20 protein-coding genes and 1 pseudogene are annotated in these 24,596 nt (G+C 59.4%); 11 read left to right on the top strand and 10 right to left on the bottom strand.

The window, feature by feature from the left end:
* The first annotated feature begins 55 nt into the window (after positions 1–55).
* From PKE98_RS21705 to PKE98_RS21690, 4 genes are all read left to right on the top strand, one after another.
* The gene (locus PKE98_RS21705) at positions 56–1,102 is read left to right on the top strand and encodes an ABC transporter substrate-binding protein (RefSeq protein WP_271197482.1); all 1,047 of its coding nucleotides are present in this window, start codon (positions 56–58) and stop codon (positions 1,100–1,102) included.
* Between the two features lie 393 nt (positions 1,103–1,495).
* Positions 1,496–2,680, top strand: a complete 1,185-nt coding sequence (locus PKE98_RS21700; RefSeq protein ID WP_271197481.1) for a GGDEF domain-containing protein — start codon at positions 1,496–1,498, stop codon at positions 2,678–2,680.
* 113 nt (positions 2,681–2,793) lie between these two features.
* Positions 2,794–3,810: an alpha/beta fold hydrolase gene (locus tag PKE98_RS21695; protein ID WP_271197480.1), complete on the top strand. Its 1,017-nt coding sequence runs from the start codon at positions 2,794–2,796 to the stop codon at positions 3,808–3,810.
* Positions 3,811–3,907: 97 nt separating this feature from the next.
* The gene (locus PKE98_RS21690; protein ID WP_271197479.1) at positions 3,908–5,323 is read left to right on the top strand and encodes an MFS transporter; all 1,416 of its coding nucleotides are present in this window, start codon (positions 3,908–3,910) and stop codon (positions 5,321–5,323) included.
* Between the two features lie 95 nt (positions 5,324–5,418).
* Here PKE98_RS21690 and PKE98_RS21685 read toward each other — a convergent pair whose 3' ends face one another.
* The gene (locus PKE98_RS21685; RefSeq protein WP_271197478.1) at positions 5,419–6,171 is read right to left on the bottom strand and encodes an SGNH/GDSL hydrolase family protein; all 753 of its coding nucleotides are present in this window, start codon (positions 6,169–6,171) and stop codon (positions 5,419–5,421) included.
* Positions 6,164–6,454, bottom strand: a complete 291-nt coding sequence (locus tag PKE98_RS21680; protein WP_271197477.1) for a hypothetical protein — start codon at positions 6,452–6,454, stop codon at positions 6,164–6,166. The genes PKE98_RS21685 and PKE98_RS21680 overlap by 8 nt, the downstream gene beginning before the upstream one ends.
* Positions 6,455–6,502: 48 nt before the next feature.
* On the opposite strand from PKE98_RS21680, the gene PKE98_RS21675 reads away from it, so the two are divergent.
* On the top strand, positions 6,503–6,673 hold the full coding sequence (locus PKE98_RS21675) for a hypothetical protein (protein WP_271197476.1): 171 nt from the start codon (positions 6,503–6,505) through the stop codon (positions 6,671–6,673).
* Between the two features lie 220 nt (positions 6,674–6,893).
* Here PKE98_RS21675 and PKE98_RS21670 read toward each other — a convergent pair.
* The 7 genes and pseudogenes from PKE98_RS21670 to PKE98_RS21640 form a co-directional block, all read right to left on the bottom strand.
* Positions 6,894–7,382, bottom strand: a pseudogene (locus PKE98_RS21670) (calcium-binding protein); the annotation flags it as partial.
* 221 nt (positions 7,383–7,603) lie between these two features.
* Complete coding sequence (locus tag PKE98_RS21665; protein WP_271197474.1) at positions 7,604–8,317, bottom strand: hypothetical protein; 714 nt, start codon at positions 8,315–8,317, stop codon at positions 7,604–7,606.
* Positions 8,318–8,386: 69 nt separating this feature from the next.
* A complete protein-coding gene (locus PKE98_RS21660) occupies positions 8,387–8,593 on the bottom strand; it encodes a hypothetical protein (RefSeq protein WP_271197473.1) in 207 nt (68 codons plus the stop codon).
* Between the two features lie 5 nt (positions 8,594–8,598).
* The gene (locus PKE98_RS21655) at positions 8,599–9,114 is read right to left on the bottom strand and encodes a cysteine peptidase family C39 domain-containing protein (RefSeq protein WP_271197472.1); all 516 of its coding nucleotides are present in this window, start codon (positions 9,112–9,114) and stop codon (positions 8,599–8,601) included.
* 236 nt (positions 9,115–9,350) lie between these two features.
* The gene (locus PKE98_RS21650) at positions 9,351–9,599 is read right to left on the bottom strand and encodes a DUF3077 domain-containing protein (protein ID WP_271197471.1); all 249 of its coding nucleotides are present in this window, start codon (positions 9,597–9,599) and stop codon (positions 9,351–9,353) included.
* 399 nt (positions 9,600–9,998) lie between these two features.
* Entirely contained in the window at positions 9,999–10,268 is a 270-nt protein-coding gene (locus PKE98_RS21645) for a hypothetical protein (RefSeq protein ID WP_271197470.1), read from the bottom strand.
* A 455-nt stretch (positions 10,269–10,723) separates the two neighbouring features.
* On the bottom strand, positions 10,724–15,565 hold the full coding sequence (locus tag PKE98_RS21640) for an NAD-glutamate dehydrogenase (RefSeq protein WP_271197469.1): 4,842 nt from the start codon (positions 15,563–15,565) through the stop codon (positions 10,724–10,726).
* A gap of 858 nt (positions 15,566–16,423) precedes the next feature.
* Between PKE98_RS21640 and PKE98_RS21635 the strand changes: the two genes are divergently transcribed.
* Genes PKE98_RS21635 through PKE98_RS21610 form a run of 6 tightly spaced genes read left to right on the top strand, consistent with a single transcriptional unit; the run spans position 16,424 to position 23,315 of the window.
* Complete coding sequence (locus PKE98_RS21635; protein ID WP_108097801.1) at positions 16,424–17,383, top strand: AAA family ATPase; 960 nt, start codon at positions 16,424–16,426, stop codon at positions 17,381–17,383.
* Between the two features lie 5 nt (positions 17,384–17,388).
* A complete protein-coding gene (locus tag PKE98_RS21630; RefSeq protein ID WP_271197467.1) occupies positions 17,389–18,333 on the top strand; it encodes a DUF58 domain-containing protein in 945 nt (314 codons plus the stop codon).
* Positions 18,330–18,824 (top strand): DUF4381 domain-containing protein, encoded by a 495-nt coding sequence (locus PKE98_RS21625; RefSeq protein WP_271197466.1) that lies wholly within the window; start codon positions 18,330–18,332, stop codon positions 18,822–18,824. The genes PKE98_RS21630 and PKE98_RS21625 overlap by 4 nt, the downstream gene beginning before the upstream one ends.
* Positions 18,817–19,866, top strand: a complete 1,050-nt coding sequence (locus PKE98_RS21620; RefSeq protein WP_271197465.1) for a vWA domain-containing protein — start codon at positions 18,817–18,819, stop codon at positions 19,864–19,866. The genes PKE98_RS21625 and PKE98_RS21620 overlap by 8 nt, the downstream gene beginning before the upstream one ends.
* Positions 19,863–21,671: a VWA domain-containing protein gene (locus PKE98_RS21615; RefSeq protein WP_271197464.1), complete on the top strand. Its 1,809-nt coding sequence runs from the start codon at positions 19,863–19,865 to the stop codon at positions 21,669–21,671. The genes PKE98_RS21620 and PKE98_RS21615 overlap by 4 nt, the downstream gene beginning before the upstream one ends.
* 3 nt (positions 21,672–21,674) lie before the next feature.
* A complete protein-coding gene (locus PKE98_RS21610; protein ID WP_271197462.1) occupies positions 21,675–23,315 on the top strand; it encodes a BatD family protein in 1,641 nt (546 codons plus the stop codon).
* 459 nt (positions 23,316–23,774) lie between these two features.
* On the opposite strand, the gene PKE98_RS21605 is transcribed toward PKE98_RS21610, so the two are convergent.
* Positions 23,775–24,596, bottom strand: a complete 822-nt coding sequence (locus tag PKE98_RS21605) for a cache domain-containing protein (RefSeq protein WP_271197461.1) — start codon at positions 24,594–24,596, stop codon at positions 23,775–23,777.

The raw sequence follows: 24,596 nt of genomic DNA, 5'->3' as shown, positions 1-24,596 counted from the left end.
TACGCGAGACTTTTTCTATCGACTGCCCTCATGAATCGATCTGGATACTTACCCTATGCGTGAGCCAACCAAACTTTCTCGCCGGACATTCTTGTCGGCAACGTCGATGGCAGCCCTTGCTGCCTGCGTACCGATGTCGTTTTCAAAGACAGCATTCGCAGCTTCAGCTGTTCCCCTGACCGTTGCCCTGGACTGGGTTGCGGATGTGGAGTTCTCCAACATTTTTGTTGCCCGGGCCAATGGTTACTTTGCCAAGCATGGGGTGGATGTTTCTTATATCCCCGGCGGTCCGTCTGCGCCCGATCCCTTGGTTTCACTCGCGGCCAACAGGGCTCAGATTGGGCAATGCATCTGGACTCCGTTTTTGAATGCCGTGCAAAAGCAAAACGACTTTGTCATTCTCGGAGCGGCTTTCCCGGTAAATCCTGGCTGCATTATTTCGTTGCCTGGAAAGCCGATTCGTACTGCGGCTGACATCGTCGGCAAAACTCTTTTGATCCAATTCCCATCGCTGGAAGAGGAGCTCAAAGGGCTTCTTGCGTACAACCAGATTCAGGGCGAATTCGCTGTTCGTCCTACCGGCTTTACCGCTGACTCGCTGTTCGCCGGCGATGGGGAAGGGTACCTGGCCTACATCACAAACCAGCCTCTAGAGCTGGAAGCCAGGGGGATGGTCCGGGGCAAAGACTTCATCGTGACCATGCTGTCGGAGATGAACTACCCGTTACCTTCTTCGATTTTTACCGTTAAGCGAGACGTCTTGGAGCGCAACCGCCCACAACTCGTGTCGTTCTTCAAGGGCGTGCTGGAAGGGCAAGCATTCTGTGCCGAGAACCCAGATAAAGCGGTCCTGCAGGTTGTCGAGAATGACGGTAGCGATCTTGGGCTCGACGCTGCGAACCAGAAACAAGTGCTGGCTGAAAACCTGAAGCTCGCAAAAGCCAGCAATACTGGTGTTCCGTTTCTCATCACGCCAGATCAGCAAGCAGCAATGATCAAGTTTGCCCAGGCTATCGGAATATCAGGGCTCAATGCGCCGGAAAGGTATTTCGATTCCAGCGTGCTAACGGAGGCTGCCAAGTCACTCGGATACGTTGGCTAGTGCATGCCTGTAGTTTCCTTGTCGTTTCACTCGATCCATGAAGCTCCCAGGTTTTGATCGAGATTAGCGAGACGCCCCGCAAGGGGCTTTTTTTGCCCGAGTGGTCATCCTATGGCGGCGCATCAAGCAAGCAGCTACCGAGCAACGTATTAGGCAATGGGTTTCGCACATCAATACGCTATTTAACATAATATACATTATGCGAACATTCATGCTGGGTTTTAGCCATCACGTCACAGACATTTAAAGCGGCATCCGTTAAAGTCTGCGCCTTGCTCCGGCTGCGACACTCTGATGCCTGACGACCGTTCAAAGCCCATTCGTTCGCGATGGGCTTTTTTCGTTGCGACCACTCGCAGCGTCTGAAGCCGCAAACCACAGGTAGTAGTAATCATGGCTCAACCGCTTGATCTGCCTAGCGTGCTGATTTTCTCCACCATCATCCATGTGATGCTGACTTTTCTGCTGGGCGTGTTCTGGCGCTCGTCGAGCCACAGCATTGGCTTTGGCTGGTGGGTCACCAACGAGGCGTTGCTGACCTTGGGCAGTTTTCTGCTCATTGCCTTCACGGTGGCGCCACACCCGTTGATGCTGATCGTTGCCAACGTCGCCTTCTTTGCAGCCATGCCGCTGATTGAGACTGGCTTGCGCGCCTGGTTCGGCCAGCCGGTTTTTGTCGGCATGGGCTTGCGTTGGGGCCTGGCTGCGGGCGCTTATGTAATGCTGTTGCTTGCCTGGATAACAGGCTTGGGTTTTGCCGAACGGGCTATCGTGTTTTCCGTTGGCACCGGGCTGCAGGTGCTGCTGTTTACGGCGTTTTTGCTAGGCATTGGCAAACTGGCGCCGCGCTTGCCCATTCGCATCATGCTGGTCAGCGCTGCCGTGGTGCTACTGGTCACCCTGTACCGCATCGTAAATACCGTGCCGGCGCTTGGCATGGCATTGCCGCCCGATCAGGGCCTGCTCTCGGTGCTGATGATCGCCACGGTCATCGCTGCGGTGCTACGAATTTGCGCCATGTTGCTGCTCTTGCATGGGCGTGTCGAAAGCGGCTTCAAGCAGGCCACAGTGCAATTGGAACAGCGTGCCAACGTCGACTCGCTGACTAACCTGTACTCGCGCGCGCACTTCGAGGCCTCCTGCAATCAGCTCATAGAACTCGCCCACAAGGTGCGCGCGCCCGTGTGTCTGATGCTCTGCGACATGGACGATTTCAAGCGGATCAACGACCAGCTTGGCCACCCCGAAGGCGACGCCATACTGCAGCGCTTTGCCAGCTTGGTGAAACACACCATCCGCAAAGGCGATATCGCCGGGCGTCTGGGCGGCGATGAATTTGCCGTGCTGTTTTATGGCTGCGATCAGACCGTTGCCCGCGACGTTGTCGAGCGCTTGCGTCGCCACACTGCCGAAATAACGGCCGCCGACGGGCGTGCCATCAGCGTCAGTGCCGGCCTGGTCAACGTGGACCCCGGCCATTGTTTTGACCAAGCCTATGTATTGGCCGACCAGGCGCTGTACGCGGCCAAGGCCAATGGTCGTAATACCGTGGTGGCGCGTGAACCGGCAACGGTCTGATTCAGTTGCACGCAATTTGTAATGACACGGCGCGACCTCTTGCTGGAACGCGCTGCTGCCAAGCAGGTCTGTTCTGCACACGTTGATCAATCGACTTGCCCGGAGAACTTACAGTGCACGCACTAACAAGGCTTGGTCTGGCCCTCACCTGCACCCTTCCCCTCCATGCGCTGGCCGCTCCCGATGCCAGCCCAGCCGACGGCTACGGCCCGCAACTGGAAGGTTTTCAGTACCCCTACCCCTTGAACCACTTCCGCTTCAGCTCCCAGGGACAAGCCCTGGAAATGGGTTATATGGACGTCGCACCCAGTGGCAAGGCAAACGGGCGTACAGCCGTGCTCATGCATGGCAAAAACTTCTGCGCCGCCACCTGGGAAGACAGCATCGAAGCCTTGAGCGCAGCCGGTTACCGAGTGGTTGCCGCCGACCAGATCGGCTTTTGCACCTCAAGCAAACCGGAGAACTACCAGTACAGCTTTCAACAATTGGCCGACAACACCCACGCCCTCCTCACCAGCCTAGGTATCGACAAAGCCGACATTATCGGCCACTCCACCGGCGGCATGCTGGCGGCGCGTTATGCCCTTATGTACCCGCAAAACAGCGCCCACCTGGCACTGGTAAACCCTATCGGCCTGGAAGACTGGAAAGCCCTGGGCGTACCGTGGCGCAGCGTGGACCAGTGGTACCAGCGCGAACTGAAACTGACCGCCGAAGGCGTACGCAAGTACGAACAAAGTACTTACTACGCCGGGCACTGGAAGCCCGAGTACGATCGTTGGGTAGACATGCTGGCCGGGCTAAACAAAGGCCCCGGGCACAAGCGCGTGGCCTGGAACTCGGCACTTATCTACGACATGATTTTCACCCAGCCGGTGTACTACGAATTGCCCAACCTCGCAGTGCCCACCCTGCTGCTGATCGGCGACGCCGACACCACTGCCATCGGCAGCGATATCGCCCCGCCCGACGTCAAAGCCAAGCTCGGCAATTACAAAGTGCTGGGCAAAGACACGGCCAAACGTATTCCCGGCTCCCGGCTGATCGAGTTCCCGGGCAAAGGCCATGCGCCGCAGATGGAAGACCCGGCAGGCTTCAACAAAGTGCTTATCGAGGCACTGGCCAAGTAACGACAGACACGCCCACGCGCTAATCCGGCAGTTCCATGGCACGGCAATGCACGGTAAGGTGCCACGCCTGTGCAGCCAAACAGGCAGATTAGAGCGTATGGGATTGTTTGCAGACCAACCCGGCGACGACGGCGCCCCTGGCAAGGAACGCCGATTGGCCACCATCGCGGTCATGACCACCACGGCCATGGCCGTGATCGACGGCACCATCGCCAACGTCGCCCTGCCCTCCATTTCTAACGCCCTGAACGTTTCCGCTGCCGACACCATCTGGGTGGCCAACGGTTACCTGCTGGCGGCGGCAATGACCCTGATTACCTTCTCGGCCCTGGCCACACGCGTTGGCTTTCGCGCGCTGTACGCCAGCGGCGGCGCGGTATTTACCCTGGCCTCCTTGGGCTGCGCGCTCTCGACCAACCTGGAAATGCTTACCGCCATGCGGGTGCTGCAAGGCATCGGTGGCGCGGCAGCATTAAGCATCGGGCCGGCCATATACCGCACCGTATTTCCCACGCGTTTGCTCGGCCGCATTCTGGGCTTGAACGCGCTGCTGGTGGCTGCAAGCACGGCCATCGGCCCGACATTGGGCGGCATTGTGCTGTCGGTGGCTGGCTGGGAATGGCTTTTCGCTCTGAATATTCCGCTGGGCATCGTTGGCGTTACCCTTGCGCTGCGCGCTATACCTCGCACCGCCACCGTCAAAGGCCCGTTTGACCTCCTCGGCGCCTGCCTCTCAGCCATCGCCATGGGCGCGGCGATTCTGGCGACCGATGCCTTTACCAACAACGGCCAAGGCGCCGGGCCCGACCTGATGATGGCGGCCTTGTACAGCGCACTAACCCTGCTGTCGGCCTTGGCATTCGTCTGGCGCCAACAGCGTGCGCCGGCGCCGCTGTTGCCCTTGGATATATTCACATCGTCGCGGTTCTCCCTGGCCGCCATGACCTCGCTGGTTGCCTTTGTAAGCCAGGGCATCATCATTATTTCGCTGCCCTTTCTGTTCCAGAACGCCTACGGCTACAACGTGTTTCACGCCGCATTGCTGTTTACTGCCTGGCCCATAGGCATCGTGCTGGCCGCGCCGCAGGCCGGGCGCCTGGCAGACCACTACCGCCCGGCCATGCTCTCCACCATCGGGCTCGCCCTGTTTACGCTGGGGCTGTTGCTGCTGGCCTTTGTACCCAGCCCGCAGGCGTTGGATATTCTCTGGAAAGAGTTTTTGTGCGGCGTGGGCTTTGGCTTTTTTCAAAGCCCCAACAACCGGGAAATGCTCGCCAACGTAACCCGTGAGCGCAGCGGCAGTGCATCGGGGGTGTTGGCCATTGTGCGCACCTTCGGCCAGTGCTTTGGCGCCGCGTTGGTGGCGATCATTCTGGCCACCTACACCAGCGACTCAGCCAGCCCGGCGACTGGCGTTGCCGAGAATATTCATGCCATGCACCTGACTATTGCGGTGGCAGCGGCTGCGGCGGCATTGGCGGCGTGTGTAAGTTTTGCGCGGCTAAGAAGTTAGCCACACCGCCGAACCGTAGGAGCGAGCTTGCTCGCGAAGCAGGCGCTGCGGTATTCAGTTAGCCGCCGTTACCGTTTTCGCCAGCAAGCTGGCTCCTACAACGGTGCGGGCACCGTCACCAACCGCCCACCCAATGAAACCGGATCGGCAAAATACCGACGCAAGGCCGCAGCCGTATCAGCTGCCCAAAGCCTGTAAATGGGCGCCCCTGGGTGAAAACCGTCCACGGCCAACGCATCGCCTTGCAACGCAAACTCACTGGCTTGCACTTGGCAATCCACCCGCTCACTGGCCAACTTCGCCAACGCCACGTTGAACTGCCTGGCGCGCCGCCCCAGGTACCAGCGCAACGGCTGCGGCAGCGCCGCAAACGCATGCATGGGCGGCACCGGGGCCAGCAATACGCAGCGCGCGCTGTACTTCCACAGCAGCAAATCAAGCAAATGCGCCACCGCCTCGCTCCACGCTTGGGCCGATAGCCCACCGGTCACATCATTCACCCCCACCGACACCAGCACCGCATCAAAGGGTTCGGTTGCCGTGCGCTCCACCATCGCCCGCACATCGCGAATGCCAAACCCCGATTGCGCCAGCAGCGTCCAGCTCACCCGATAATCCGCTGCCAGGTTGGCCACCAGTTGCCCACTCAGCGCGTCCGCCTGGTGGCTAACGCCAACACCGGCGGCGGCCGAGTCGCCGAGCACCAACACCCGCATATGCGGCCCGCTGCCCACTACGCCTGCTCGCTCACCCGTCGGCTCCGGTAGCTTCGGCGTAACCCGGCGCACATACAGGCCCTGCAACAACAGCAATGGCGCCAGTACGAGTTTGATCAGCGTTTCAACCATGGGTGCTCTGCCCTGCCCCTTTTACGTAGCCATTGAGCCGTCGCTTGATTCTGGCCACCAGCACAGGATTGTCCAGCGCCTCCAACTGCTCGCAAACCCACTGGCGCCAACCGGCCTTCTTCTCGCCACGGGCATCGAGCAACCGGCTGCACTCCCAAGCCGCCTCGACGGCCAACTGCGCATCGGTTTCATGCTGGCGCTGGTAACTCTCGAAGCAGAATTGGCGATGCTGCTGAATGGCCATCCGTTCGGCGGCAGGAAGCTGGCTGAGGTTGAAGGTCATGACAAAATCCCTGTAAGCTGGTTATGCATACAGTATTTGGAGCAAGTGATGAACTGTCAACACGAGTCTGAACACGACGGCCAAAAACAGGCGGCCAACGCCGAGCAGCAGCCCATGGAAATCCTCGACTACCTGCACCTGGCGAGCTTTATTCACTACCAGCACAACGGTGCGGCGCATGCGCACAGCCCAGCGGATGCCGGTGTTTTGGACGGCTGATCTTCACAGCCGGTGTCCTCTATCACCGTCATTTCTGCGTAGGCGGCGGGCCGACGATTCGGAATCCAGAATCTCGGAGAGATCGGCGCTCTCCTAAGCCATGGGTCCCCGCCTTCGCGGGGGACGACGGAAGTTAGGGTGAGCTTTGCGTTTCTACCGGTAGGACACGCACCAAAAAGCCCCGCACTAGGCGGGGCTTCTGATCCTACTCACTCAGCGGTTACTTCCAGTTTGCCGCAATAACGGTGTCCAGCGAGGCGTGATAGTTAGAAGGCAACGAAGTCTGTCCAGGAGCAGGAGGTGCAAACGAGGCCATGGCGTTGACCAGGTTCTGCACCTGACTGTCTAACAACGTTTTGCCATCAGAGGTTTTGAACTGCTCGACATGGTTACCGTTGCCTACATACCAGTCCTTGATAACCAACTTATCACTCGTGCCGATAATGGTGACCTCAAGGTTGTTAGTAGCTTTGGTAAACCACAGCTGGTCCGTGGCAATGCCGGTTGCGAACAGCGCTACATCTGTATTGCCGGCAGTCGAGTCACTTTCTACAACCGTATCACTGCCGTAGCCCCTGCCCAGTAGATAGGTGTCGTTGCCTACACCACCAGTCAATGTATCTGCGCCACCTTGACCATCCAGCGTGTCGTTACCGGCTGCACCAGTAAGGCTGTTTGCGCCGCTATTGCCTTTCAACTGGTTGTTCAAATTCATTTGTCGCTCCGAATAACCTCGGATCATTGCAGAATAGACACCTTGGCCAGAGTTCGCCTGAGCAGCCCCTAGAAACCAATTTTTTCGTCGCTTGCTGGTAGCATTTCTGCTATAGCCTGATAAATGTGGCTATAGTTACCCTGAGAATTCAACCCCGCATCAAATAAACTCTTTATCTCATTTACCTGCACTTGCGTCAGATACAAACCCATTTATCATATCTCCCTTCGTAAAGTTATAGAGTCAACGAAACTTACAACCTGAGAATTTATTTCCTTCCAGCGAGAGAGGGAATAGCCCGAAAAAAAATACTCAACCAGCAACCCTGAAGAATGCTGGTAAGAAGTTCGGCATCCGCCAGGACTACTCAAGCTTTTGCCATTGCAACTAAAAATAATTCTCCCGCCCATCGGGGTTTTGGTTCCATCAAATGGTTCAAGAATTAGGTTCGCCCATCCACCCCTGCCAGCAGTAATATAGTTGTTCAGCTCTAGGTTCTCAACTTTGCTGCCGGCACCTTTAGTTGTATATTTAAGGTAATCCGCTAGACTTTCCGAATCTTCAGATCCCTTATCTGAAATTCTTATTTGCACGGTCCCGCTCGCATACTTTGGAGGCATGAACTTATCACTGTTAACATCAATAGAAGTCTCAACACTATCCGCCCTTCCCTTGACAATATTTTTATCCCTGTCCGTATAAGGGTTAACTGGATAACCAGCCGGAAATTTTAGTGCGACCCCTCTTATAATTAGCTCATTTTCCCATCCTTTTTTTATGCCGTGCTGAACTAAGTATTCTTCAGAATTTGAAGCGGGTCGCGATTCACTAAAGAGAACATATTTCGCCAACATAATTAATAGCGCAAAAATTATTACTACAGCAATTTTTTTACAAATAGACAGGAAAGAAACAGAAAGCCGACTCATAAGTAATCCTTTTATGTCAGACAAACCGCGCAGGCGAGTTAGAATCGACGGCTGCCAAATAGTTGTATTCTAAAATTCCGTTGATAGTATCGAAAAATTGTGCATGTTCTTGCGCAAAGTTTCTGATCTTCGCACCGTCCCCCCCAGAACATCGCCAATCTTTTCGGCTAATTTCTTAGAGTCAAAAAAATCTACTAAAATCCCATTCCAACTACCTTTAATCACCTCTCGGACCGGTGCCGTATCTGACCCTACAATCAAACACCCCGTGGCCATAGCCTCTAACAACGACCACGACAATACAAACGGATAACTTCGCCCAGCAGCTTGCGGTATTTGACGACGGCAGGAATAAACCAAGTGAAATCGAACTTGGCGAGCTCGGCAGCCAGGGATGCCTGGGAGCGCACCAGCACTAATTCCCAGCTCCAACGCCCTTTCAAGTCTTCGAATGTGACGACTTCAGGACGAGCGGAGCGCGGGTCATGGATAAGCGCTTTCTCGCCATCGAGCTGGGCGATGATAAAAAAATCTCCATCAACGCTTACGGCAATGGCAGGCAACGGTAGATGCGGTAGACGCTCAATTTTGCTGCGCACTGAATGTGCTTTCAGGCCCAGTTGCTTGGATGCCAGCAACAGCTCGGCGCGCCCAAAGTGGCGGCCCTTTTCCAAGTATTCGTGGGCAAGTTGTTCGGGGGATGCCGCTACGTTGTGAAAGCGCGCCAACATGATCAGGCAGGCGAGGCCCGTGTCGGCCTCGGTTTGAAGAGCCGGTCCCTGGTGTTCTTCTGACATCTGCTTTCCTTTGCAGAACTTCGCCCCGTTTTTGTAAAGGGCTATTTATTCAACCTTCTATATAGGCACCTAGGGATTAGCAATAGGCAAAAAAATCTCGCGCGAGCCACATGCCAACTGCGCCACACTCCTCAGCTAGGCGCGGTCGCGTTTTGGTCTCCCTCTGTCGTTTTTAGGACTTCACCCATAAAAAAGGAGGCCTTGGCCTCCTTATCTGCACGCACGGCAAATACCCTTCAGGCAGCAGCGCCTTGGCACGCTCTGGTCAGCGCTTTAGCCATTTCACTCAGGGTTTGCAGAATGGCTCGCTCGTGATCTTTGTTCATCAGCGAGTCAGCGGCGGCCAGGGTTTCGACATACATCATCAGGTCCGCCGCTCGGGAGAGCGCTTCGTCGATGGGTACGCCGGCGTTGACCATAAATAGCGGTGCGGTGCCCGCCAGGTCGAAGGGTTGGGACGTGGTTACATTGGATTTGTCGTTCATGGTGAAGCTCCTGCTGTCTATTGGAACTGTCACACTCGTCGCCAAACGAAGGGTGGCAGCTGTACGCAGGTTGGCGAACCGGGGACAGAGGAACCCGGCATACCCGAAGGTATCCCGCGCACAGCCGCCATAGCACCAAAAAGCAGACAGAAAAAAAGCGCTGCAGTTTGGTGAGAGCGCTGTGCGCCTCTAATCCACTCGGGTCGCCAAACCCGGTCGCTGAATTGGCAGCGACGGCGGGACTATAGGGGCGGCCTAACGCAGATGGCAACGGCTTTTTTGCGCCTCAAGCGGCTTTGCGAATCTTCTCGCATAGGTTGTGCTGCGCGCACAGGATTTGTCTCTGGTCACTTCAGTAAAACGCGAGCTACACGATGGGGCCACGGTTGGTGCAATCGCTCAGAACTTGTAATGAGCGACATTGCCTTCATGGTGCGCACTCGCCCCTGATGCCAGCGCGTAAAAATGAACCAGAAAAAACGGCCCCATCATGAAAAAGGGGTGGGCCGTCGCCAACACAAAATCCTCTTCGCCCAAGAAAACATCCTTTACCTTCGAAAAGCGCTTGAGGTCCTTTGTGCCAATAAACTCGACCGAAAAGGATTGCCGTCGATTCGCGAGCGACTTACCCGTTCTGACAAAATCCTTGCTTGGGTATCGAATAATCACTACGCACCTTGTCGTTCCAATACGCCCTCTCGAGCGTGTCTATACACCGTCTAATACCGCTAAACCAAACGATAACTACGACCAGAGCAATGGACAGCGTCAAGACTGTATTAGCCAGTGCATCCCACCGATACGATTTGCCGTATTTCAGTCCGGCCGCGATTGAAACGACCAGTTACAGCGGCATGGGGTGGCGGGCATTGCGACTGTTGCATGAATGCTCTTGCGTCGCTCGGGAGTTTCGCTTGCAGGAATCGATGCTGAATCGTTGCGCACGCCTTTAGATCGCTTGGTGCGCGGAGCACACCCTACAAGAGCCAAGCCGCGCTTGATCCAGCTTTTTTGTAGGGTGTGCTCCGCGCACCGGGCGGTCGCCGAGTAGACGCATTGGCCCAATCAATACCCATAAAAAAGCCCCACATAAGCGGGGCTTTCCCTTTACAGCGTCACAACCCTCACCCGCGCTGCGACAAATCCATCAACTCCCGGTTCGCCACCGCATACATGGCGTAATCCGTTCCTGTGGCGGCACGCAGCTCACCCAGCATGGCCTTCCAGCGCTCGACCATCGGCCGATGCTGTTCGATCCACAGCTGTGTGCGTTCTTCCATATCCGCCGGGGCGTCTGTCATTTGCAGTACCGAAACCGTGATGGCCCGCTGTTGCCAGTCCAAGTCGTCGCGGAAGGCTTCGCGGGCCAGTGCTTGCCAGTTGTTTTCCACGGGCAGGCTGGTGATCTGTTGCAGGTACCAGGACAGTTCCAGCGCGCCACCGACTGCGAAGTACGCGGCCGCTACCTGGGCCGGGTCCTGGCCGGTGATGTCGGCGGCTTCGATGATCGGCAGCAGCGTGTAGAGGTGGCTGGTGCCGGCCACTACGCGCGCCAGTTCTTCGGGTACGCCTTGCTCCACGTAATTCTGAAATTTGGCCAGCCATTGTTCACGCGCCGGGCCTTCGAGCAGGCCGTCGAGTTGTTTGGCCAACGCCTCCAGGCGTGGGGCGAAGTGGCCGACGTCGCGGGCGGCGTCCAGTTCGTTGCGCCGGCTACGCAGGAACCAGCGTGTGGCGCGGCGACCGAGGCGCATCAATTCGTCCATCAGTTGCAGTTGCAGGTCGGCGGGCACTTTGTAGTCCAGTGCTTCGATCTGTGCCCACCAGTACGGCAGACGGAACACGTCGCGCACGATCACGTAGGCACCGGCCACATTGGCGGCGCTCATGCCGGTGGATTCCTTCAGTCGCTGCACGAAGGTGATGCCCATGTGGTTGACCAGGTCGTTGGCGATCTGGTTGCTGACGATCTCGCGTTTCAGGCGGTGGCGGCGCATGGCGTCACCGAACTTCTTCGCCAGCAGCGGCGGGAAGGCGATTTCCATTTCGCGGGCGAGGTAGTCGTCATCGGGTACCAGGGAAGTAAGCAGCGATTCCTTGAGGTCGATTTTGCTGTAGCTGATCAGCACCGACAGTTCCGGGCGGGTCAGGCCATGGCCGTTGGCTACGCGTTCTGCCAGTTGCTCGTCGGTGGGCAAGAACTCCATGGCGCGGTCGAGTTTGCCGGCCGCTTCCAGGGCCGTGATCAGGCGTTTGTATTCGCCCATGCTGCCGCGGGCACGGCGTTGGGCCAGGGACAGTGCCTGGGTTTGCTTGTAGTTGTTGGCCAACACCAGGCTGCCCACGGCGTCGGTCATTTCGGCCAGCAGCTTGTTGCGCTGTTTGCCGGTCATGTCGCCGGCGGCGACGATTTCGTTGAGCAGAATCTTGATGTTCACTTCGTGGTCGGAGCAGTCCACACCACCGGCGTTGTCGATAAAGTCGGTGTTGCTCGCGCCGCCATTCAAGCCGTATTCCACGCGGCCCAATTGGGTCATGCCGAGGTTGCCGCCCTCGCCCACCACTTTGGCGCGCAGTTCGCGGCCGTCTACGCGCAGGGCGTCGTTGGCTTTGTCGCCGACGTCTACGTGGCTTTCGCTGCTGGCTTTTACGTAGGTGCCGATGCCGCCGTTCCAGAGCAAATCGACCGGCGCTTTAAGCAAGGCGTTCAGCAGTTCGGTCGGTGGGAGTTTGTCGGCGGTGATGTCGAAGCGTTCTTTCATTTCCGGACTGATGGCGATGCTTTTGGCGCTGCGCAAAAACAGACCGCCGCCTTTGGAAATCAGCGATGCGTCGTAGTCGGCCCAGCTGGAGCGCGGCAGGTCGAACAGGCGCTTGCGCTCGACAAAGCTGCTCGCTGCATCGGGGTTGGGGTCGATAAAAATATGCAGGTGGTTAAAGGCGGCCACCATTTGCAGTTTGTCCGACAGCAGCAGACCGTTGCCGAAGACGTCGCCGGCCATGTCGCCGATGCCGATCACGGTTGTCAGGTCTTTTTGCACGTCAATGCCGCGTTCGCGGAAGTGGCGCTGCACCGAAACCCAGCCGCCCTTGGCGGTGATGCCCATGCCTTTGTGGTCATAACCGGCCGAGCCGCCGGAGGCGAAGGCGTCGCCCAGCCAGAAGCCGTATTCGCCGGCAATACCATTGGCGATATCGGAGAAGGTGGCGGTGCCTTTGTCGGCGGCCACTACCAGGTACGGGTCGTCTTCGTCGTGGCGTACCACGTTTTGCGGCGGCACCACGTCGCCTTCTTTCAGGTTGTCGGTGATGTCCAACAGGCCGGAAATAAAGATGCGGTAGCAGGCGATGCCTTCTGCCAGCACTTCATCGCGGCTGCCGCCAATCGGCATACGGCGTGGCACAAAACCACCCTTGGCGCCCACCGGCACAATCACCGCGTTTTTCACTTGCTGGGCTTTTACCAGGCCCAGCACTTCGGTGCGGTAGTCCTCTTCACGGTCGGACCAGCGCAAGCCGCCGCGGGCCACTTTGCCGCCGCGCAGGTGCACGCCTTCTACCCGAGGCGAGTACACGAAAATTTCGAACAACGGCACGGGTTTGGGCAGGTCAGCGATGGTTCGCGAGTTGAATTTGAAGCTGAAGTACGACTTGGCCTTACCCTCGGCATCGGTCTGGTAGAAGTTGGTGCGCAGGGTGGCTTTGATCAGGTCCAGGTAGCGACGCAGGATGCGGTCTTCGTTCAGTACCGCCACGTCGTCCAGGGCGGTCAGAATTGCCTGTTCCAGACGCAGTTGTTTGTCTGCCAGGTCGTCAGCCGTGAGCTTGCGCGCCAGGTAGAAACGGGTTTTGAACAGGCGCACCAGCTCCTTGGCGATATCGACGTGGTTCAGCAAGGCGCTGGCGATATAGCTGAGGTCGAAACCCAGGCGAATCTGTTTCAGGTAACGGGCGTAGGCACGAAGCAGCGCCACGTCGCGCCATGGCATGGCGGCGGTGAGCACCAGGCGGTTGAAGGCATCGTTTTCGGCAGCGCCGCCGACGATCTGCACGAAGGCGTCTTGGAGGGTGTCGTTGAGCTGCTGGATATCCAGGTCCAGGCCTTCGGCGTAGGTAAAGGCGAAGTCGTGAATCCAGAATTCGCGGCCGTTCTGGTGGTGCAGGCGATACGGAAATTCACCCAGCACGCGCAGGCCGAGGTTTTCCAGAATAGGCAGCACGTCGGAGAGCGCCAGTGGCGTGTCGGCGTGGTAGAGCTTGCAGTGCAGTTCCTGGCCGCCTGCGCTCAGCGGCTGGTAGAAACTCATCACCAGCGGACGCTCGTCCGACAGGCTCAGCAGGTGCTGCATATCCACCACGGCCGAGTGCGGCGCAAAGCGCTCGCGGTAACCGGCAGGGAAGCTTTTCGGGAAGTCGGCCAGCACGCGGGTGCCTTTGGCTTCGCCCAGGCTTTCCACGACTAAACCGGCGTAATCGTCTTTCCACGAACGGCAGGCTTGAATGACCTCGCGCTCGATCTGCGCCTGGTCGATGTTCAGCTTGGTTTTCGGGTCGATGCGCAGAATAAATTGCACACGGGCCAGCACGGATTCGGAGAAATAGGTCCAGAACTCGCAGTCGGTGGCTTGCAGACGATCAACCAGTACTTGCTGAATGCGAATGCGGCTTTCGGTGGAGTACACGTCGCGCGGCACATAGGCCAGTGCGTAGACAAAACGGCCATAAGGGTCGGCACGCAGGAACAGGCGGATCTTGTTGCGTTCCTGAATCTGCACAATGGCCAGCGAGGTGTTGTACAGCTCGTCTACCGGGGTTTGAAACAGGTCATCGCGCGGCAGCACTTCCAGCACTTTTACCAGCTCTTTGCCCAGGTGCCCCTGCGCGGTAAAGCCCGAACGCTGCTCGACCTCAGCCACTTTGCGGCGGATGTACGGAATGCTGCGCACGCTCTCGCTGTAGGCGATGGAGGTGTAAATGCCCATAAAACGGCACTCCTTCACAACCTTGCCTTTGGCATCCAGCTCACGAATCGAAACGAAATCCGGGTACGCCGGGCGGTGCACGCGGCTCGGTTGCGCGGCCTTGGCAAACGACAGCAGCACCGGCTCGCGCAGGTATTTCACCGCGTATTCTTCGATATGCAAGTCAGCGCTGGAAAGCCCAGTGCGCAGGCGCTTGGACAGGCCGAGCAGGCTCGACTCGTCGTAAGTGATATGGCCACCTTCGGCTTCGTCGGCCACGGTGAATTCTTCGTAGCCCAGGAACGTGAAGTGGTTCTCCATCAGCCACTGCAGGAACACTTTGATTTCGGCAAGCTCGGCAGCGTCAACCTTAAGCTTGGCTTTGCCCAGCCAGGTGAGCAGCTCGGTGACCTTGTTGCGCATCGGCTGGAAGTCGGCAACGGTGATGCGTACTTCTTCCAATACTTCCTGTAGCGCGTTTTCCAGGGTGCGCATATCGGTGGCGTTGGCGCTGCGGTCAATCTCCAGAAAGATCAACGACTCTTGCAGCACGTCTTTGCCGGTGCTGCCTTTGGGCAACACTTCCAGCAGCTCGCCTTTCTTGTTGCGACGGGTGCTGATCACGCTGTTTTGCAGGGTATGGATGCTGTAACCGCGGCGGTTCAGTTCCATGCGTACCGAGTCCACCAGAAACGGCACGTCGGGGTGCAACACTTCCACGGCGGTGTGGGTGGATTGCCAACCATGTTTTTCGTAATCGGGATTAAAGACTCGTACCTGCGGCTTGGCGCTGTCGAAGCGCTCCAGCAAACGCCAGGCTGACAAGGTGCAGCCGACTAGGTCGGAGAGGCGACGCTGGGTCAGTTCCTCGAGGGCGATGATGCCGAAAAATTGCTCGGCGAACAGGGCTACTTGTGACAACGCCTGTTCGCTAACGTGCTGCGCCAGTGCCGCTTGCAGTTGATGCTGAAAATCGGCTTTGCTGGCCGCCGTAAAGAACGCCATGGTTGTGCTCCGCGGGGGTTGTTATTCGTGGAAGAGCTCGCTGAATTCATACATGACTGAACGCGCCGTATGCCGGTGCCGACAATTACCTGGGCAGGACACCTTGCCAATCGAGTTGCACAACAGTCTAGGCCATTGTTGAAACCCGCCAGTGCACACGACGACCATCAAGTCACGCGTAGCTTAACGATAGGCTGTGACCGCTGGATTGCGATGGGGCGACATATTCGGTCAACAGATGCGGGGCTCTATTCCGGCGTTTGAACACCACTTGGAAAAAATCATTGTTGTCTCAGCGAAGGCTGGGACCCAGAATCTCGGAGCGATCACCACTTTCCTGAAAGATTCTGGATTCCTGCCTTCGCAGGAATGACGGTGAAAAAATCCCAAACCTCCGTCGTCCCAGCGAAGGCTGGGACCCAGAATTTCAGAGCGATCACCGCTTTCCTAAAGACTCTGGATTCCTCCCTTCGCCGGAATGACGGTGAAACAACCCCAAACCTCCGTCGTCCCAGCGAAGGCTGGGACCCAGAATCTCGGAGCGATCACCACTTTCCTGAAAGACTCTGGATTCCTGCCTGCGCAGGAATGACGGTGAAACAACCCCAAACCTCCGTCGTCCCAGCGAAGGCGGGGACCCAGAATTTCGGAGGGATCACCATTCTCCGGAAGACTCAAGATTCCCGCCTGCGCAACAACGCCGGAATCATGCGTGACCCGCCGCTCATTCCCCTACCCGCGATAGCCGCCACTCCACGTTATGCATTAAAGTGTCACGCCATTCGCAGCCACCCCGCAGGCCTATGCCGCTGGCTGTGAGCCGTTGCACCTCGTCAATCCGCCAGGAAACCTTCCACGATGGAACACCGCGAAGCGCTAGTCGCCCTGCGTCAATTTCTCTCCACGCAGATTCTGGGCCAGGAAAAACTCATCGAGCGGCTGCTAATCGCCCTCCTCGCCGATGGCCATATGTTGGTTGAAGGTGCGCCAGGTCTGGCCAAGACCAAGGCGATCAAGGAACTGGCCGAGGGCATCGAGGCGGAGTTCCACCGCATTCAGTTCACCCCCGACTTGCTGCCTGCCGACATCACCGGCACGGAAATCTATCGCCCGGAAACCGGCAGCTTTGTGTTCCAGCAAGGCCCGATTTTTCACAACCTGGTGCTGGCGGACGAAATCAACCGGGCCCCGGCCAAGGTGCAATCGGCGTTGCTCGAAGCCATGGCCGAGCGCCAGGTGAGCGTGGGACGCAGCACCTACGATCTGTCGCCGCTGTTTCTGGTAATGGCCACGCAAAACCCGATTGAGCAGGAAGGCACTTATCCGTTGCCCGAGGCTCAGCTCGACCGCTTTCTCATGTACGTAAAAATCGGTTTCCCCGACGCCTCGGTGGAACGCAAGATTCTCCAGCAAGCCCGCGGTGAAGCCCTGAACGGCGAAACCAAGCCAGAACATAAAGTCAGCCAGCAAGCCATCTTCGCCGCGCGCAAGGAAGTACTTGGCTTGTATATGGCCGACGCCGTGGAGGAGTACCTGGTGCAGTTGGTCATGGCCACGCGCACCCCGGCCAAGTTCGACCCGGAACTGGCCGAGTGGATTTCCTACGGCGCCAGCCCGCGCGGTTCCATTTCCCTCGACCGTTGCGCCCGTGCACATGCCTGGTTGGCCGGCCGCGATTTTGTATCGCCGGAAGATATTCAGGCCGTGCTGTTCGACGTGCTGCGTCACCGCATCATTCTGTCGTTCGAGGCCGAGGCCGCCGGTATCGACCAGGACCGGGTGCTGCAACGCATCCTCGATGTGGTTGCCGTGGCCTGATCGCCATGCAACCCATTGCCGCCAGCGAACCGGGCATTCGCGTCAGCCTTGCCGAACTGATCGACATGCGTCACCGCATTCGCGAAGTGCAGCTGTTTTCCACGCCGGCACGGCGCAGCCCGTTGGTGGGTTTGCATCACTCGAAATTGCGCGGCCGTGGCGTGGACTTCGACCAGGTGCGCGTTTACCAGCCCGGTGATGACGTGCGCACCATCGACTGGCGCGTAACCGCTCGTACGCAAGAGCCACACACCAAGCTGTTCCATGAAGAACGCGAGCGGCCGATTTTTATTTTGGTGGAGCAAAGTCAGCGGCTGTTTTTTGGCTCGGGCCTGGCGTTTAAGTCGGTGCTGGCGGCGCAAGTTGCGGCGCTCATTGGCTGGGCCGCGCTGAGCCACAACGACCGCGTTGGCGGGCTGGTGTTTGGCGACAACGAACACCACGAAATCAAACCGCGGCGCAGCAAGATGAGCCTGTTGCAATTGCTCAACCGTCTGGTGCGCGCCAACCAGAACCTCAACAGCGAAATCCCCGCCGGCCGCGATACATTCGGCCTCGCCCTGCGCCGCGCCCGCGAAGTGCTGCGCCCTGGGAGCCTCGCGGTGGTGCTGTGTGATGAACGCGCGCTGAACGACAGCGCCGAACAGCAGCTCACCCTGCTCGCCCGTCATACCGATCTGCTGTTGCTGCCGTTGTCCGACCCGCTGGATCACGCGCTACCCGCCGCGGGCCTTCTGCAGTTCAGCCAACGCAGCGCCTTGTTGGAATTGGATACCCACAACAGCGAACTGCGCGAGACGTATCACGCCTTGGGCGAGGCGCGGCAAGCACGCTGGCAAGTGTTGGCGCAAAAGCTTGGCGTGCCGTTGTTTCCGCTGACCACCCTGAACGACCCGATTGAACAGTTGCGCGACCACCTGCAAGGCCAGCGGCCGAGAAAGAAACAATGAATGCCCTCGACCAACTGCAACCGCTGATTGCTCCGCCACCCATTTCCTGGTGGCCGCCGGCGCCTGGCTGGTGGTTACTGGCAGCGCTGATTCCGGTGCTGCTTTGGGGGTTGTGGCGCCTGCGTAAACGCCTGCCGCAACGCAATAAAAAGACCGGCACCGACGCGCCGCTCGACCCCTTGCGCCTGGCCGCCCTGCAAGAACTCGCGCAGCTTAGAAAGCCCTACGACGGTGTAAACGCAGGCCCCTGGCTGCAACAGTTGAATGCGCTGCTCAAACGCCTGTGCCGCAGCCATTATCCCAACAGCCAAAGCCACACCATGAGCGGGCGCGCCTGGTTGGCGTACCTGGACAACCGCTGCCCGGCGGCCGGCCTTACCCGCTGGATGATTCTGGTGGAAGGTGGCTACCGGCCGGAACCCAAACTTGACGACAAGGCCGTTGATGGCCTGAACCAGGCCGTCGAAACCTGGATTCGCAAACATGTTTGAGTTCACCTGGCCCTGGCTCTTCGTGCTGCTGCCGCTGCCTTGGTTGCTGCGCCTGGTCTTGCCCGCTGCTGACAGTGGCGAAGCCGCACTCAAAGTCAGCTTTCTCAACGAACTTGAAGGCCTGGCCGGTCGCCGTGCTCGCGCCAACCTGCCGGCCTGGCGGCAACAGGCTCCATTCGCCTTGCTGTGGCTGCTACTGCTATGTGCAGCCGCGCGCCCGGCGTGGGTGGGTGAACCGTTGCCGGTGTCGGCCAGTGGCCGCGACCTGCTGTTGGCAGTGGATGTGTCTGGCTCCATGGCCTACCAAGACATGCAATGGAACGGCAACGACGTCAGCCGCCTGACCCTGGTGAAAAACCTGCTCGGCGACTTCGTCGAAGGCCGCAAAGGCGACCGCGTCGGCCTTATTCTGTTTGGCAGCCAAGCCTACCTGCAGGCACCGCTGACCTTCGACCGTCGCACCGTGCGCATTTGGCTGGATGAATCCTTGATCGGCATCGCCGGGAAAAACACGGCTATTGGCGATGCCATTGGCCTGGCAGTAAAACGCCTGCGCCAACGCCCGGCTAACAGCCGCGTGCTGGTGTTGGTCACCGATGGCGCCAGCAACGGTGGGCAGATCGACCCGCTGACCGCCGCACGCCTGGCCGCTGAAGAACAGGTGAAGGTGTACACCATCGGTATCGGTGCCGACCCGGAACGCGGCGCCTTCGGCATGCTTGGGTTAAACCCAGGCCTGGACCTGGATGAACCTACCCTGCAGAAAATCGCCGACATGACCGGTGGCCAGTACTTCCGCGCCCGCGACAGCGACGAACTCACCCTGATCGAAGCCAGCCTGGACAAACTCGAACCCGTGGCCCAGCAACCCACCATCGCCCGCCCTGCCCTCGAGCTGTATGCCTGGCCTTTGGCCGGCGCGTTGTTGATGAGCCTGATTCTGGTGATCAACTCGCTGTGGCCGCACCTGCTGCAAAGCCGCCTGCAACAAGCCCTGCCAGCGCGGCCTAAATGGCGCCCACGCATGAGCAAGCGCCAATGATTGCCCTCTGGCCCCACTGGTTACGCCCCTTCTGGCTGGTATTGCTGCCGCTGCTGCTGTGGCTGCTTTGGCAACTCTGGCATCGCCAACGCCGTGCCGGGCGCTGGCAAATGCTGCTGCCACCGGCCTTCCATAAAGTGCTGCTCAGTGGCGGCAACCGCCGCGTCAGCCGCTTGCCGTGGATTGCCCTCGGCCTTTCGTGGCTGTTGTGCCTACTGGCCCTGCTGGGCCCGAGCTGGCAGCACGTAGAACAAAGCACGCAAAAACGCGCCGACCCATTGGTGGTGATGCTCGACATGACGCCCTCGATGCTCGCCGGCGACGTCCAGCCCAACCGCCTCGAACACGCCAAACGCAAGGTGCTCGACCTGCTGGAAGCGCGCCACGATGCGCAGACCGGCATCGTGCTGTATGCCGGCAGTGCGCACACCCTGGTGCCGCTGTCGGACGACTTGGGCACTGCGCGCAACCTGCTGGAATCGGTCAAGCCGGCGATCATGCCGGAGGCCGGTCGCCGTGCCGATCTGGCGGTGGCCAAGGCCCTGGCACTGCTCGACCAAGGCTCGCAAGGCAAAGGCCGGCTGCTGCTCATTACCTCGGCGCTGGATGATCAAGAGCGCCAAGGCATTCGTCAGGCCCTGGGCAAAAACAGCAACCGCCTGGAAATTCTCGGCGTCGGCTCCGCCCAGGGGGCGCCCATCGCCCAGGAAGGCGGTGGTTTCCTCAAAGACGCCCAGGGCGGTATTTTGCTGCCGCGCCTGGACAGTGGCGGCCTGCGGCGTTTCGCCAACGAACTGGGCGGCAATTACCTGCGCTCGCGCCTGGACGAAACCGACCTGCGCGACCTCGGCCTGCTGCAAGACACCGAGAGCCTGCGCGACAGCGAACCCACGCAGCTCGAAACCTGGGCCGACCAGGGTTACTGGCTGCTCTTGCCGCTTTTGCTGCTGGCTGCCTGTGCCGGGCGGCGTGGCTGGCTATTCTGCATACCGCTACTGCTGATGATGGGCCCTCGGCCCAGCTACGCGTTTGAGTTCAACGACCTGTGGCTGCGCGCCGACCAGCAGGGCGAACGCCTGCTCAAACAGCACAAGGCCGCAGAAGCGGCCGACACCTTCAGCGACCCGAAATGGCAAGGCCAGGCGCTGTACCAGGCTGGGGACTACGCCGGCGCCGCCAACCGCTTTGCCACCGGTAACAGCGCAGCCGATCACTACAACCGTGGCAACGCCCTGGCCCGCAGCGGGGAGCTGGAAGCAGCACTGGACGCCTACGACCAGGCGCTGGAACGCCAACCCGAACTGGCGCAGGCGCTGAAAAACAAAGCCCTGGTGGAAGAGCTGCTCAAACAACAGCAGCAACAAGAAAAAGAGCAGCAACAAAAAGACAAACAGCAGCAAAAACAGCAAGGCAAAAAGGGGCAGCAACAGCAACCGGAACGAAGCCCCGGCGACGACGCGGACAAAACCCAACAGCCCCAGGCACCGCAGAACCAAGCGAACAAACAAGACGAACAGAACAAACCGCAAGACCCACAGCAAGCCGGCCAGCAAGGTGGCAAGCAAGACGCCAAAGCCGACCACCAGAGTGACCAGGCTGGCGGCGAAGGCGACAGCAAGGCCGAGAAAGCCGAGCAAAAGGAAGGCGGCAAACCCCAGGCCGATGATGGCCAACAGCAGCACCTGGGCGCCGAACAGCGCCAAGCCATGGAACAGTGGCTGCGGCAGATCCCCGACGACCCGGGTGAACTGCTGCGCCGCAAATTCTGGTACGAACAGCAACAACGCCAAGAGCCTAGGAACTAGTTGATGACCCGTCTGTTTTGCGCCTTTTTGCTGAGCCTGCTGGCCATGCAGGCCAGCGCCGCAAACTTCACCGCCTCGGTGGACCGCAGCCGCCTGAGCGAAGGGGAAACCCTGGAGCTGTCGCTGGAGTCCGACGATGCCACGCTGTTCGGCAAGCCCGACCTGGCGCCGCTGGATGAAGCCTTCGACGTGCTCGGCACCAGGCAGATCAACCGCCTGACCACCATCGACGGTTCGGCCCGCGCCACAACTCGCTGGATCATTACCCTGCAACCCAAAGACGCGGGCACTGTGGTCATTCCCTCCATTGCCCTGGGCGACAACAAAAGCCAGCCCATCACCCTGCAAGTGATCAAGACCGAGCAGAACAGCGACAGCGAAACCGTGGCGCCGGTGTTTATCGACGCCAGCCTCGATTCCGACAGCGTCTATGTGCAGGCTCAGACCATTCTGACGTTGCGCATCTACCACTCCGTTTCGCTCTACGACGACAGCGCCCTCACCCCGCTGCAAATCGGCAATGCCCGTATCGAATCCCTTGGCGACCCGCGCACCTACGAAAAAGAAATCAACGGCGTGCGCCATGGCGTGATCGAACTGCGTTACGCCATCTACCCGCAGCAAAGCGGCGAGCTGGAGATTCCCTCGCTGGTGTTCAGCGCCACCGTTGCCGACCGCAGCCAGAACAACAACACCTATCAACCGTTCGGCCCACGCCCCGGGCGATTGATGCGGGTTAAATCGCCGGTGATTCCGTTGCAGGTAAAAGCCAAGCCCGACGGCTATCCGGCCGACGCTCCATGGCTGCCCGCCCGTGCCGTAGCGCTTAACGAAGGCTGGAGCCCGGAGCCGGACAAAGCCCAGGTAGGCGACTCGCTAACCCGCAGCCTGACCTTGAAAGTAGACGGCCTTTCTAGCGCCCAACTGCCGCCGCTGCCCGCTACCTCGGTACCGGGCTTGCGCCGCTACCCGGACCAGCCGCAGCTGAGCAACAGCACCAACGACCGTGGCCTGATCGGCAGCCGTGAAGAACGCGAAGCGCTGGTGCCCAACCGCAGTGGACGCATTGAGTTGCCTGCCGTAGACCTGGTGTGGTGGAACACCAAAGAAGATCGTCTGGAACACACCAGCGTGCCGGCGCGCACCTTGATGGTCGCCGACAACCCGGCCATGGACGTGGAAGCGCCGGTGAACACTGACAGCGCCGAACCGTTGATAGAAGGCCCGCCGTTGTGGCCGTGGCAGTTGGCAACGCTGGTTCTGGCGCTGACCACCCTGCTCGGCTTCGGCCTGTGGTGGCACGCTCGGCGCCAACCGGCCGTTTCGCGCACCACGCAACCGGGCCCAAGCCCGCGCAGCTTGCTCGACGACCTCAAGCGCGCGTGCCTGGCCAACGACTCGCAAGCCACACGCCAGGCGCTCGATGCCTGGGCCAGGCAGCAGCCGGAAACCCTGGCCGATATGGCCGCGCGGTTTGTGCCGTTGTCCGAAAGCCTGGATGGATTGAACGGCGCGCTTTACAGCGAAAGCGGCCAATATTGGCAAGGCGAAGAGCTGTGGAAAGCCATCCGCGCCCTGCCTGCCGCCGAAGCGCCAGCGGCCGCGCAGGAAACCAGCCCGTTGCCGCCGTTGTACCCGCGTTAACCAAGATCAGCCGCGAGTGGCCAGCCCCGTACGTTGGGTTGCGCCCCGCGAAGCTCAACGGATGCGCACGACAGCTCGAATACGCAGGTCCCGCTTGCGAGTGCTGGGCTGAGCGGAGGGTGTAACAGGTAGAGATTGCAATGTTGGGCTTCGCTTTGCTCAACCCAACCGACCCGCTACCCGCCAGAGCCAAGAGCGACCCTCACCCCAACCCTCTCCCGCACGCGGGAGAGGGAGCTGATGGGGTTTGCCCGACGAGCGTGGTCGAGTCCGCTGTCCCGCACGCGGGAGAGGAGTCTGATGGCGTTGGCCCGGCGAGCGTGGTCGATTCCCCTCTCCCGCACGCGGGAAAGGAGCCTTATGGCGTTGGCCCGGCGATTGTGGTCGGTTCCCCTCTCCCGCTCGCGGGAGAGGGGCTAGGGGTGAGGGTTAGCCGTTATACGGTTTGACCATCGTACGTCACGGTTTGTAATACCCCACCGCCACCAGATAGTTGCCCACCCTGCGCAACAACGCATGCTTGGCTTCCACCTTGCCGGTCACCGGGTTTTTCCAGCGATAGTCGTAGCCGCCCTCCTTCTGCTTGGCCATCAGCGCCAGTATCGGCGCGCCCACAGGCTTGCGCTGCGGGTCGTGAATGGTGGCGAAGTCCACGCCCAGCAGGCGCAGGTTGTAGCCGTGGGCGACATAGCGATGTGTATCCATATCCACTACAAACACATACAGATCATCTTCGTGGAAGTCGGCAGACAACCCATTGATGGCCTTGAAGCTCGCCGTCGGGTCTTTTTCAATGGCCTGCACCGCATGTTCCAGCAAGGCTTGCGCCTGCTCCGGTGTTGCCCGCGGAACGTACTCGCCCACGGCCAGAATGCGGTCGCCCACGCGCTGGAAGTACGCACGCTTGCGCTCGACCTTGCCATTGGCCCAGCTTTTCCAGCGATAGTCGGCGGTCTGCACGCCGGCAGTGGCGTCGGTTTTCAGCGCCGTCTCAAACGCACTGTGCAACTCCGGCGGCAATACGCTGGATACGTTACGGCCAATCAGCACGGCGGAGGCCCCACCGCTGGCCAGCATGGTGCCGTGCGTATCCACCACAAACACGTAGCGTTCGGTGGTGGTGAATTCACCCTGACGGCTGAACGCGGCCAGCGCTGCGTCGCCTTGCACCTGGTAGTACTCCACGGCTCGTTGCAACAAGGCCTGGGCCGTTTCGGCAGCGCTTGCCGAATAGGCACATACCAGCAGCACAAACACCACTACCGCTTTGATCGATTTCAT

The sequence above is a fragment of the Pseudomonas turukhanskensis genome, assembly GCF_027922365.1.
Lineage (GTDB): Bacteria > Pseudomonadota > Gammaproteobacteria > Pseudomonadales > Pseudomonadaceae > Aquipseudomonas > Aquipseudomonas turukhanskensis.
The sequence above is the reverse complement of the archived record's forward strand: the minus strand, read 5'-3'. Positions and strand labels throughout refer to the sequence as shown.

What these genes read in the sequence shown, in the direction of transcription:
- PKE98_RS21660 (WP_271197473.1), bottom strand. Translation starts at nt 8,593, where the DNA reads ATGGCCACGGGGTGTTTGATTGTAGGGTCAGATACGGCACCGGTCCGA.
- PKE98_RS21655 (WP_271197472.1), bottom strand. Translation starts at nt 9,114, where the DNA reads ATGTCAGAAGAACACCAGGGACCGGCTCTTCAAACCGAGGCCGACACG.
- PKE98_RS21640 (WP_271197469.1), bottom strand. Translation starts at nt 15,565, where the DNA reads ATGGCGTTCTTTACGGCGGCCAGCAAAGCCGATTTTCAGCATCAACTG.
- PKE98_RS21605 (WP_271197461.1), bottom strand. Translation starts at nt 24,596, where the DNA reads ATGAAATCGATCAAAGCGGTAGTGGTGTTTGTGCTGCTGGTATGTGCC.
- PKE98_RS21650 (WP_271197471.1), bottom strand. Translation starts at nt 9,599, where the DNA reads ATGAACGACAAATCCAATGTAACCACGTCCCAACCCTTCGACCTGGCG.
- PKE98_RS21675 (WP_271197476.1), top strand. Translation starts at nt 6,503, where the DNA reads ATGAACTGTCAACACGAGTCTGAACACGACGGCCAAAAACAGGCGGCC.
- PKE98_RS21615 (WP_271197464.1), top strand. Translation starts at nt 19,863, where the DNA reads ATGATTGCCCTCTGGCCCCACTGGTTACGCCCCTTCTGGCTGGTATTG.
- PKE98_RS21690 (WP_271197479.1), top strand. Translation starts at nt 3,908, where the DNA reads ATGGGATTGTTTGCAGACCAACCCGGCGACGACGGCGCCCCTGGCAAG.
- PKE98_RS21610 (WP_271197462.1), top strand. Translation starts at nt 21,675, where the DNA reads ATGACCCGTCTGTTTTGCGCCTTTTTGCTGAGCCTGCTGGCCATGCAG.
- PKE98_RS21705 (WP_271197482.1), top strand. Translation starts at nt 56, where the DNA reads ATGCGTGAGCCAACCAAACTTTCTCGCCGGACATTCTTGTCGGCAACG.
- PKE98_RS21700 (WP_271197481.1), top strand. Translation starts at nt 1,496, where the DNA reads ATGGCTCAACCGCTTGATCTGCCTAGCGTGCTGATTTTCTCCACCATC.
- PKE98_RS21680 (WP_271197477.1), bottom strand. Translation starts at nt 6,454, where the DNA reads ATGACCTTCAACCTCAGCCAGCTTCCTGCCGCCGAACGGATGGCCATT.
- PKE98_RS21685 (WP_271197478.1), bottom strand. Translation starts at nt 6,171, where the DNA reads ATGGTTGAAACGCTGATCAAACTCGTACTGGCGCCATTGCTGTTGTTG.
- PKE98_RS21630 (WP_271197467.1), top strand. Translation starts at nt 17,389, where the DNA reads ATGCAACCCATTGCCGCCAGCGAACCGGGCATTCGCGTCAGCCTTGCC.
- PKE98_RS21625 (WP_271197466.1), top strand. Translation starts at nt 18,330, where the DNA reads ATGAATGCCCTCGACCAACTGCAACCGCTGATTGCTCCGCCACCCATT.
- PKE98_RS21665 (WP_271197474.1), bottom strand. Translation starts at nt 8,317, where the DNA reads ATGAGTCGGCTTTCTGTTTCTTTCCTGTCTATTTGTAAAAAAATTGCT.
- PKE98_RS21635 (WP_108097801.1), top strand. Translation starts at nt 16,424, where the DNA reads ATGGAACACCGCGAAGCGCTAGTCGCCCTGCGTCAATTTCTCTCCACG.
- PKE98_RS21620 (WP_271197465.1), top strand. Translation starts at nt 18,817, where the DNA reads ATGTTTGAGTTCACCTGGCCCTGGCTCTTCGTGCTGCTGCCGCTGCCT.